Raw genomic sequence first — 10,681 nt, 5'->3', positions numbered from 1 at the left:
GGACAGCGAATGATCCGGAGCCGGCTCAGGCCGGGTGGATGACCCGGAACCGCTCGCAGATCACCGGCATGTCCGGTGCGAAGCCACGGGGATTCTCGGAGTACGCGCGCCAGTACCGCTCGTGACTCGCGCGCCAATAGTCGAGCGTGCGGTCGCCCTCTCCCTCTGCATGAGCGTGTTCGGCGGTCACCGCGTCGAACGGAACGATGGAGAGTGACGTCGTCTCGATCACGGCCCGGGGTTCACCGGAGCCGTCGAGGATGATGCTGAATTCGCCGAGATACGGCTGAGGGTCACCGGTGGCCTCGTAGTCCCACAGCGATGACGCGGTGCCGGTCTTGACGCCTTCGAGCACGAGAGCGAGGAGGGCATCGGCATGCTCGGGCGTCGCGCCGAAAGCCCACGCGCCGGGCACGGCCCCGGGAAGAGCGGGAGCATCCGCGCGCACGCGCTCCCAGTACTCGGCGATGGCAGAGGGATCGGTCATGCCCCCACCCTAGGATGCGGCGAGTCGGTGCGAGCCTGGCTCGGCGACATCCGCGATCTCTGACCCCGGTCGGTGTCAGCTCCCCGAGGGAGGGCCGAACAGCTCTTCGCCGTGCTCGTGCAACAGGCGGTAGGCGTCGGCGAAGGTCTGCGGTTCGGGTTCGCCGGGCTTTCCGTACTTGGCGATCAGCAGTCCGAGCAATCCGCGTGCAGGTGGGGTCAGCGGTTTCATCTCGCTCGGGTCGCCGGGCTTCGGCTCGGTGCGCTCGGGATTCGGCGGGGTGTACGCGGGAGTCGTGACGGGCCAGTCGGCGGGATGCCGGGGCGCGTCGAGATTGACCGCGCTGAACAGCGTGTTCGCCGACTGGTCGCGATCGTTCAGCGGCTTCAGACCGTGGAGCCGCGAAAGAGTGGCGGTGACGGAGCCGTGGTGCATCTCGTCGTGCACGATGGTGCCGCGCTTCGTATAGGCCGACACCGCGATCGCCGGCACTCGGCATCCGAGTCGATCGAACGTGAAACCCATCTCGCCCGCTGCGGTGTCTTTCGTCGGCTTCGTCGCAGACGGTGGCGGCACGTGGTCGTAGCACCCGCCGTGCTCGTCGAAGGTGATGAGCAGGAGGGTGTTGACCGCATTCGACCCTTTCGGTGACGCACTCGTCCGCACCGCCTCGTAGATGTCGTGGATGAGCCGATCGCCGGCCCGCACATCGGATATCGCGCTGTCGTACACGGGCTCGCCGTCGACCTCGCTCTCTCGCGGCGACCCGAACGGGGGGTGGAAGTCGTTGTGGTCGTAGACCATCCGGGGTTCGACGAACGCGTACGCCGGCAGCGTGCCGTTCTTCGCGTCGGAGTAGAAGTCCTCCATCGTGCCGAAATGCTCGGTGCGCCAGTACTTCTCGAGCACGGCGGCGTGCAGCATCCCGGTGAACGACACCAGCTGGAGTTTGTCGATGTAGATCTTCCAGCTGACCTTCTCGTCTTCGAGCCGGTTGAACACCGTTGGCGCGGCGGGGGCGTCGAGCCACTTGCGGTACCCGCCGCCCGCCTGGTTGGTGACGAAGCCGTGCGAGGTGGACGCGTGGAAGAACGACCTGTTGCAGAAGGTCTGCGACGGCACTCCTGCGAACCAGTGGTCGAACACCGCGAACTCGGCGGCGAGGGTCGACAGCACGGGAAGCATCTCGGGCGAGAACGAGCCCATGATGTGCGCCGCCTCGTCGGGCTTCGGCTCGGCGCCCTTGCGCAATCGGCGGAAGTTGATGATGTAGTCCTCGAGGAACCCCGACATCGTCGCCTTCTCACCGTGGGCGGGAGCATTGAAGGGCGCCGTCATCTGGTCGACGAACAGCTCGGCGTTGCCCTTCGGGTCGACCGTGCCGAAGATCTGCGTGTTGACGTGCGGATACTCCTCGCCCGGATCGGGGTCGGGGAGGCTCATGATGCGATCGGTATCGCCGGTGTAGACGTGCGCGTCGACGACCGTGCCGTCGGATGCCGTGTTGCTGTGCGTCCCGAACGCGAGCCCCTCGAACTTCTCGTCCTTCGGCAGCGTCTCTGTCGAGTAGAGGTAGCCGAGCAGATTGTCGAACGAGCGGTTCTCGCCCATGACGACGACGAGATGGTCGAACCCGGGCTCGCTGCGGGGAGTCAGCGCGGCGAACGGATCGGGTTCGGAGGCGAAGCCCCTCCGCTGCTGCGCGACGCTCGCACCGATCGCCGCACCGCCCGCGCCGCCGACCACGGCACCCGCGAGAGCTGCCCCGCCCATCTTGAGGAATCCGCGGCGAGAGGTGTCGGGCTGAGTGGGGGACTCGTTCTGTTCTGCACCCATCTGCCGATCGTAGGACTCGGGGAGGGAGTTGCGCAGGGAAGTGGCCGCGCTCGGCTGCGTGTCTCGCGCCTCGCCGCTACGGTGGGGGCATGAGCTACGCGGGGGAATCGTCGATCGACGCGCGGGTGCGCGCCGTCCAGAAGGAGTACATGTCGCGTCAGACGCGGCTGTTCGTCACGTTCGCGCTGATCGAGGGGCCGGTCCTGGTTCTGCTCGCGATCGCGATCTACGGTGTCGAGCTGATCGATCCCGAGATCGGCATCTGGATCATCGTGGCGGTCGCCGTCGTCGGCGGATTCCTGATGACCATGCTCCTGATGCGGCTGATGCAGGCACGAGTCCGCGCGGTAGCGCAGGCGAAGGGTGAGAATCCGCTGTTCTGAGAGCGCCGGCGATCACCGCGCACAGAACGGCGACAACGCTCCCCGGTACGCTGGAGATCATGCTCAACATGGCCGACGGCCTCGCCCGTCTCGGCGCGCTCGCCGAGGATCCGGTCGTCCGCACCCTCGGCGATGCGTTCTCCGCCGCCGGGTTCGATCTCGCCGTCGTCGGCGGTCCGGTGCGCGACGCCCTGCTCGGACGCCCCACGCACGATCTCGACTTCACGACGAATGCGCTGCCCGACGACATCCTGCGCATCGTCACGCCGATCTCGACCGCCCAGTGGGACATCGGTCGCGCGTTCGGCACGATCGGGGCGCGGGTGCGCGGCGAGCAGGTCGAGGTCACGACATACCGCGCAGACAGCTACGACGGTGTGACGCGCAAGCCGACCGTCGAGTTCGGCGACACGATCGACGCCGATCTGCATCGACGCGATTTCACCGTGAACGCCATGGCTCTGCTCGTGCCGAGCGTGAAGCTGGTCGACCCGACCGGAGGCGTCGAAGACCTGGTCGCCGGAGTCCTGCGCACCCCGGCGGACCCGCACGTGTCGTTCGGCGACGACCCTCTGCGCATGCTCCGGGCCGCACGGTTCAGCGCGCAGCTCGGCTTCCGAATCGACGAGACGACGACCGACGCGATCACGCAGCTGCGCTCGACGCTCGAGATCGTGAGCCCCGAGCGCATCCAGTCGGAGCTCGTGCGCCTGATGCAGACGGATGATCCGGTGCGCGGCATCCGAGTGCTGGTCGAGACGGGCCTGATCGAGGAGTTCCTCCCCGAGGTGAGCGCGCTGCGCCTCGAGGTCGACGAGCATCACCACCACAAGGACGTCTACGAGCACTCGCTCACGGTGCTCAGCCAGGCGATCGAGCTCGAGCACGCCCGCCACCCCGGCGCGGAGCCCGACGTCGCGTTGCGCATCGCGTCGCTGCTGCACGACATCGGCAAGCCGCGCACTCGAAAGCTCGAAGACGGCGGAGCGGTCACGTTCCACCACCACGACGTCGTCGGATCGCGCATGGCGCGCAAGCGGCTGCAGGCCCTGCGCTTCGACACGGAGACCACGGAGTCGGTGTCGAAGCTCATCGAACTGCATCTGCGGTTCTTCGGGTACGCCGAGGGCGCGTGGACGGATGCCGCCGTGCGCCGCTATGTGCGCGACGCCGGCGACCAGCTCGAACGGCTGCACATCCTCACCCGCGCCGACGTCACGACGCGCAACAAGCGCAAGGCCTCGCGTCTCGCCAGCGCCTACGACGACATCGAGTCGCGCATCGCCACGCTGCGCGAGCAGGAGGAGCTCGACTCCATCCGCCCCGAGCTCGACGGGAACCGGATCCAGCAGATACTCGGCATCTCGCCCGGTCGCGAGGTGGGCGAGGCATACCGGTTCCTGCTGGAGTTGCGCCTCGACGAGGGTGTGATCGGCCAGGACGCCGCCGAGCAGCGGCTCAGCGAGTGGTGGGCCGCACGAGCTCGGTGAACACGACGCCGGATTCGTAGGTCGTGGTCTCTACGACCTCGAAGCGCTCGGGACGGTAGGGACGCTCTCCGAAAAGCGGGATGCCGGACCCGAACAGCACGGGCTGACGTTTCAGGACGAGACGGTCGATCTCGTCGGCCAGCGTCGCGGCGAGGGCGCCGCCTCCGCAGAGCCAGATCGCAGCGCCCTCCTGTTCCTTCAGGCGACGCACGACCGACACCGGATCGTCATCGGTCACCTCGAGGTTCTCACCCTCGGCCGTATGCGTGCGGCTGAAGACGATCTGGCGGAGGTGTCGGTACGGGCTCGCCAGGCCTCCGACCGCATAGGTGTTCCACCCCATCAGCACGGTGTCGAACACCGATGTGTCCTGCGCGATGCCCATGGAGGCGGCGAAGTCGGTCGGGATCGTGGCGGCGAAGCGCCGGTTGATCGCATCCATGTGGTCGCCCTCCATGAGGAAGCCGTCGAACTCTCCGTTCGGGCCTGCGATCCAGCCGTCGAGAGTGACGGCGACGAAGTAGACGAGCTCTCGCATGATCTCTCCAATCACTACATCTGTCGCAGTAAATGTACAACAGGCGTAGTGATAGCGCTAGTGTGTCGTCATGGCCAAGAACGACTCGCGGCGACGACAGCTCGCAGACGCAGGGCTCGCGGTGCTCGCTCAGGAGGGATCGCGCGGCCTCACGCACCGTGCTGTCGACGGTGTCGCCGGTGTGCCGACGGGCACGACGTCGAACTACTTCCGCACTCGTCAGGCGCTCATCGAAGGACTCGTCGAGCGGATAGGGGAGAGGCTCGCCCCCACCGACGACGACCTCCGGCGGCGAGCGGGCGAGCAGCCGGGGCCGGCGCTGTTCGCCGACTATGTGCGTGACATCGTGCGACGACTCACGGGTGACCGCGACGTCACGCTCGCCCTGTTCGAGCTGCGATTGGAAGCCGCACGACGCCCCGAGGTGGCGACGGTGCTCGGAGCGTGGCAGCGCGCAGGTCTCGACGCAGACGTGGCGTTCAATGCCGCGGCCGGACTACCGGGCGGTCGTCGCGAGATCGCGCTCTTCCACTACGCGATCGACGGGCTGCTGCTCGACCGCCTGACCACGCCGATCGACCCCGACTCGTCGACGGACGACGCGATCGACGACCTCGTCGCCGGCCTGCTCGGTGCGGCCGATTCGACGGGTTCGGAACTCTGACCCAAGGCTTCCCGCACGAGATGACTGATGTCGATGGAGATGATGCGCTCGCCCATGCCGGTCACGGTGCCGGCGTCTCGGTGGGAGACGGGACAGCTTCATCGGAGGGGGACGGGGACGGGGACGGGGTCGGCGTCGGGTTCGCGGCGTCGATGCCCGGCGCCTTCTGGAAGGGCGGCTCGGGGCGCGTGATCGTCTCGAGCTCGGGCATGAGCGAGTACTGGTCGAGGTCGGCCTCATCGAGCGGATACACGTTCCAGACGGGGCGTCCGCGGTAGTCGTCGCCGGGGATTGTCGCCCGCAGACCATCGTCGTGCATCCCGAACTGCTGGTGGCCGCCGTTCTCCGATTCGACGATCTGCCCGTCGGGCGTCAGCACCGTCTGCGCGCCGTTCTGACCGTAGAGGTCGATCGGCGTGCCCTTGCCGGTGAACAGCTGCACCTGGTCGATCGGGTTGCCCTCCGCGTCGAACGCGAAGATGTTGTTGATCTGCACGCCGTCGAGGCGCAGGCCGCTCTGCAGGCCGTACTCGTCGCCGACGTACTCGACGCGCGGTGTCAACGCGGCGGGCAGCGCCACGGCGAGGGCGAGGAGCGCCACCACGCTCGACACCGTGCGGATGTGGCGCAGCGCGTTCCGAGGCAGCCACTGGCCGCGCCCCCACTGGACGCTCACGATCGCGAGCACGGCGACCGCCGCCCACTCGAGCAGCGAGTCGGGAACCATCCAGTGGTCGAGGCTTCCTCCGTTGCCCACCTTCGTGAGCACCACGGCCAGGATGACCACGTAGAGGCCGTACCCGCGGAGCACCCACCACACCGGGCGCAGGGCGAGCAGCAGGTCGAGGAACCACGCCGCGATGGGGCTGCGCCGGATCGTCTGCGTCGCGCGGCCGCGCCAGCCCCGCAGTCGCGCGCCGAAGGGCACCCGCCGCCGCGACTCGGATCGCGGCGGAAGGCCCGCAGCCGTTCGCAGCTCCTCTGCATACGCCGCCGGGTCTCCGACGTCGAGCACACCGCCGTTGTCGGCGGCCTGGTCGGCGAGGTCTGCCGTGAGACCGCCCACGATCTCATCCAGCTCGTCGGTCGGCAGGTCGTCGAGGTGCGTGCGCACGGCGAGGGCGAAGGAGCGGATCTGCTCGTCGATCGAGACGGCGGTGTCGTTCATCGGTTCTCTCCGATCGGTGTGGGCCCGGCGGTATCGGTGGTGAGCAGCGAGGACATCGCGCCGGCGAAGTCCAGCCAGGTGACGGTCTGCGATTCCAGCGCCGCGCGGCCCTGCGGGTTGATCGCGTAGTACTTGCGGTGGGGTCCGCCGTCGGAGGGCACCACGTAACTCGACAGACTGCCCGCGGCATAGAGGCGACGCAGCGTCCCGTACACCGACGCATCGCCGACATCGCCGAGCCCGGCGTCTCGCAATCGACGCACGATGTCGTAGCCGTACCCGTCTTCCACACGCAGAACGGCGAGTACTGCGACGTCGAGCACGCCCTTGAGCAGTTGGGTGGTGTCCATCGGACCTCCTTCAATGCAGTGCACACTACCACGCAGTGCGCGGTAGTGTGCATGGTGAAAACGCGCGGCGCGTCGACAGACACGCAGTGGCCGTCGCAGAGGGGCTGTCGTGCGCGGCATCCGGCTCGTATGCTGAGACCACCTTCCGCCGACGACGATGGGAGAAACCGTGGTCGGGTCGTGGCACGAGTCACGCGCAGGATCCCCGGGAGCATCCCGGCTGATGATCGAGCGCGCACACGAAGAACTCATCGCCGGGAACCTCGAAGACCAGCGGCTCATGCAGGTGCGTCCGCTCGTGCGCGAGTCGTGGGTGCGCTCGTGGCGTGGACGCGTGGGCCCCGAGGATGCTCCGCAGATCGAACTCGACAGCGAGGAGCTCGAGGCCTATCGACTCGCGCATCCGCTGGCATCCGCGATGGAGATGATCCGCACTCTTCTGCTGCCCGGCGAGGCCGATGATTCGGGCGTGGTCGTCGCGGTGGGCGATCACGCGGGCCGCCTGCTGTGGATCGAAGGCGACCGTCGGCTGAGGTCTCTGACCGAGCGGATGGGCTTCGTCGCAGGGGCGAACTGGGCCGAGGACGCCGTCGGCACGACCGCTCCCGGAACCGCGCTGACTCTCGGTCAGTCCGTGCAGGTCCGCGGAGCCGAGCACTACAACCGGCTCGTGCACCCGTGGTCCTGCACCGCGGCGCCCGTGCACGACCCCGAGACGCGCCGAGTGCTCGGTGTGCTCGACATCACCGGCGGCGACGAGGCCGTGTCCACGCAGGCACGGCTCCTCGTCGACGCCACCGCCCGCGCAGTCGAATCGGAGTTGCTCGTCGCCCGACTGCGCGCGCGCAGCAGCACCCGCCGTGCGACCACCGTCACCTCTCGGGCGAAACCCACGACCCGCGCGACGCTGCACGTGCTCGGACGGGACAGGGCGCGCCTCGAGGTCGAGACCGAGCTCGAGGAGTCGATGATCGAGCTCAGCGCACGTCACGCGGCGATCCTGTTGATGCTCGCGGTGCATCGGCAAGGTCTGTCGGCGGAACGTCTCGCCGAACTGGTCTACGGAGACGAGGGATCCCCCGACACGCTGCGACCCGAGATGGTGCGACTGCGCAAGGTGCTCGAGAAGCACGCTCCCACCCTCGTGCCGGACTCCCGACCGTATCGCCTGCCGGTGCCGCTCGAGACCGATGCCCACGACGTGCTGTCCCTGCTCGACCGCGGTGCGCATCGCGTGGCCCTCACCTCGTACCGCGGGCCGGTGCTGCCCGAGTCGGTCTCGCCGGGGGTCGAGGAGTTCCGCGAGGGCGTGCGCGCGGCACTGCGCGAGGCGATGCTGTCGGAAGCCAGCCTCGACGTGCTGCTCGCCTACGGTGAGACGCCCGACGGGCGAGAGGATGCCGAGGCCCTGCGACTCGCGCTCGAGATGCTCCCCGCGCGCTCTCCGAAGCGCGCCGGCCTGGTCGCACGCATCGAGCGCATCGAGGCCGACTGATCGCTCGTCCGACTCGCAACCCTTCGCAACGTTGCGCATCGGGACGCAACGTGCGGCGACCTACCGTCGGATCACAGCCGCACGGCATCGGAGCCGCGGCCCGTCGAAGGAGTCACCGATGACCATCGTCGAAGAAGACGTGTCCACCGCATCCGCGTCGTCCGCCTACGCCGCTCCCGGTCAGCAGGGCGCCGTCGCGACCTACCGGCCCCGATACGGCCACTACATCGGCGGAGAGTTCGTCGATCCGGTCAAGGGCCAGTTCTTCGAGAACGTCAGCCCCGTCAACGGCAAGCCCTTCACCGAGGTGGGGCGGGGAACCGTCGAAGACATCGATCGCGCGGTCGACGTCGCGTGGAAGGCGTTCGCGAGCTGGGGCAAGACCAGCCCGGCCGAGCGCTCGGTCGTGCTTAACAGGATCGCCGATCGCATCGAGCAGCACCTCGAGGAGATCGCGGTCGCCGAGACCTGGGAGAACGGCAAGCCCGTGCGCGAGACGCTCGCCGCCGACATCCCCCTCGCGATCGATCACTTCCGGTACTTCGCCGGCGTGCTCCGCGCGCAGGAGGGCGGCATCAGCCAGCTCGACGAGAACACCGTCGCGTATCACTTCCACGAGCCGCTCGGAGTGGTCGGCCAGATCATCCCGTGGAACTTCCCGATCCTGATGGCGGTGTGGAAACTCGCACCCGCGCTCGCCGCAGGCAACTGCGTGGTCATCAAGCCTGCGGAGCAGACCCCGGCATCCCTGCTCTTCCTCTTCGACATCATCGGCGACCTGCTGCCGGCGGGCGTCGTGAACATCGTCAACGGCTTCGGGATCGAGGCGGGGGCGCCGCTCGCGCAGCACAAGCGCATCCGCAAGGTCGCCTTCACGGGCGAGACCACCACGGGTCGCCTGATCATGCAGTACGCGTCGCAGAACCTCATCCCGGTGACGCTGGAGCTGGGAGGCAAGAGCCCGAACGTGTTCTTCGAGGACGTCGCCCGGTCGACCTCCGACCCGTTCTACGACAAGGCGCTCGAGGGCTTCACGATGTTCGCGCTCAACCAGGGCGAGGTCTGCACCTGTCCGTCACGGGCGCTGATCCAGCGATCGATCTACGACGGGTTCCTCGCCGACGGACTGGAACGCGTCGGCAAGGTCGTGCAGGGCAACCCGCTCGACCCCGCGACGATGATCGGCGCGCAGGCGTCGAACGATCAGCTGGAGAAGATCCTCAGCTACATCGACATCGGGAAGCAGGGCGGCGCGCGGCTGCTCACGGGCGGGGAGCGCGTCGACCTCGGCGGCGATCTCAGCGAAGGGTTCTACGTCGCGCCGACCGTGTTCGAGGGCACCAACGACATGCGCATCTTCCAGGAGGAGATCTTCGGGCCGGTGCTCTCGGTCACCTCGTTCGACGGGTTCGACGACGCGATCTCGATCGCGAACGACACGCTGTACGGACTCGGAGCCGGTGTGTGGAGCCGCAGCGGCGACACGGCCTATCGCGCTGGACGGGCGATCGAGGCCGGACGCGTCTGGACCAACACGTATCACCAGTATCCGGCGCACGCCGCGTTCGGCGGATACAAGCAGTCGGGCGTCGGCCGCGAGAACCACAAGATGATGCTCGACCACTACCAGCAGACCAAGAACCTTCTGGTCTCGTACGCCGAAGGCCCGATGGGCTTCTTCTGAGTCGTGCAACTCCGCCGTTCGTTGAGCGAGGAGCGGAGCACCGATCCCCGGTCGTTGAGCGAGGAGCGAAGCCCGCCTCCGGTCGTTGAGCGAGGAGCGAAGCCCCGAGACGAAACGCGCTGAGCCGCTCGCCGCGTTTCGTCTCGGTCGGCTCCGCCGTCCTCGCTCAACGACCGGGGGCGATCGAGAGGAGTGGACCATGGTGAGCATCGGCACCTACCAGCGGGTCGACGTGACGGATGCCGCAGCATCCCTCATCCGCGACCTCACCGTGCAGCATGGCCCGCTGATGTTCCATCAGTCGGGCGGATGCTGCGACGGCTCATCGCCCATGTGCTATCCCGTGGGGATGTTCATCACGGGGCCCGGCGACGTTCTCCTCGGCGCGCTCGACGTCGGGTTGGACGCTCCGGTCGAGGTGTTCATGTCGGAGTCGCAGTTCGAGTACTGGAAGTACACCCACCTGACGATCGACGTCGTGCCGGGGCGGGGCGCGGGGTTCTCGGTCGAGGGACCGACGGGGATGCGCTTCCTGATCCGCTCGCGCATGCTGAACGACGCGGAGCTGGAGTACTTCGGATTGGCG

The 10,681-nt window shown here is 67.9% G+C and carries 11 protein-coding genes; 6 read left to right on the top strand and 5 right to left on the bottom strand.

Translation table 11 applies throughout. From position 1 onward, the window contains the following. Positions 1-25 precede the first annotated feature (25 nt). Entirely contained in the window at positions 26-487 is a 462-nt protein-coding gene (locus RWO82_RS13500) for an ASCH domain-containing protein (protein WP_314427953.1), read from the bottom strand. Between the two features lie 75 nt (positions 488-562). Then, entirely contained in the window at positions 563-2,323 is a 1,761-nt protein-coding gene (locus RWO82_RS13495; RefSeq protein ID WP_314427952.1) for an alkaline phosphatase family protein, read from the bottom strand. An 89-nt stretch (positions 2,324-2,412) separates the two neighbouring features. On the opposite strand from RWO82_RS13495, the gene RWO82_RS13490 reads away from it, so the two are divergent. Together RWO82_RS13490 and RWO82_RS13485 are read left to right on the top strand one after the other, a co-directional pair. Further along, positions 2,413-2,706, top strand: a complete 294-nt coding sequence (locus tag RWO82_RS13490) for a hypothetical protein (protein WP_314427951.1) — start codon at positions 2,413-2,415, stop codon at positions 2,704-2,706. Between the two features lie 59 nt (positions 2,707-2,765). Next, positions 2,766-4,196: a CCA tRNA nucleotidyltransferase gene (locus RWO82_RS13485; RefSeq protein ID WP_314427950.1), complete on the top strand. Its 1,431-nt coding sequence runs from the start codon at positions 2,766-2,768 to the stop codon at positions 4,194-4,196. Here RWO82_RS13485 and RWO82_RS13480 read toward each other — a convergent pair. Continuing rightward, on the bottom strand, positions 4,165-4,734 hold the full coding sequence (locus RWO82_RS13480) for a dihydrofolate reductase family protein (protein WP_314427949.1): 570 nt from the start codon (positions 4,732-4,734) through the stop codon (positions 4,165-4,167). The genes RWO82_RS13485 and RWO82_RS13480 overlap by 32 nt on opposite strands. A 70-nt stretch (positions 4,735-4,804) precedes the next feature. Here RWO82_RS13480 and RWO82_RS13475 point away from each other — a divergent pair, with 70 nt between their 5' ends. After that, entirely contained in the window at positions 4,805-5,398 is a 594-nt protein-coding gene (locus RWO82_RS13475) for a TetR/AcrR family transcriptional regulator (protein WP_314427948.1), read from the top strand. A gap of 61 nt (positions 5,399-5,459) precedes the next feature. Here RWO82_RS13475 and RWO82_RS13470 read toward each other — a convergent pair whose 3' ends face one another. Next, a complete protein-coding gene (locus RWO82_RS13470; protein ID WP_314427947.1) occupies positions 5,460-6,566 on the bottom strand; it encodes a hypothetical protein in 1,107 nt (368 codons plus the stop codon). Next, complete coding sequence (locus RWO82_RS13465) at positions 6,563-6,916, bottom strand: PadR family transcriptional regulator (RefSeq protein WP_314427946.1); 354 nt, start codon at positions 6,914-6,916, stop codon at positions 6,563-6,565. Before RWO82_RS13465 ends, RWO82_RS13470 begins: the two co-directional genes overlap by 4 nt. A gap of 223 nt (positions 6,917-7,139) precedes the next feature. Between RWO82_RS13465 and RWO82_RS13460 the strand changes: the two genes are divergently transcribed. The 3 genes from RWO82_RS13460 to RWO82_RS13450 all read left to right on the top strand — a co-directional run. Continuing rightward, complete coding sequence (locus RWO82_RS13460) at positions 7,140-8,411, top strand: GAF domain-containing protein (protein ID WP_314427945.1); 1,272 nt, start codon at positions 7,140-7,142, stop codon at positions 8,409-8,411. A gap of 118 nt (positions 8,412-8,529) precedes the next feature. Next, the gene (locus tag RWO82_RS13455) at positions 8,530-10,095 is read left to right on the top strand and encodes an aldehyde dehydrogenase family protein (RefSeq protein ID WP_314427944.1); all 1,566 of its coding nucleotides are present in this window, start codon (positions 8,530-8,532) and stop codon (positions 10,093-10,095) included. Between the two features lie 199 nt (positions 10,096-10,294). Then, positions 10,295-10,681, top strand: a 387-nt coding sequence (locus RWO82_RS13450) for a DUF779 domain-containing protein (protein ID WP_314427943.1), incomplete at its 3' end; no start/stop codon positions are given.

The sequence above is a fragment of the uncultured Microbacterium sp. genome (assembly GCF_963521645.1).
Taxonomy (GTDB): domain Bacteria; phylum Actinomycetota; class Actinomycetes; order Actinomycetales; family Microbacteriaceae; genus Microbacterium.
The sequence above is the reverse complement of the archived record's forward strand: the minus strand, read 5'-3'. Positions and strand labels throughout refer to the sequence as shown.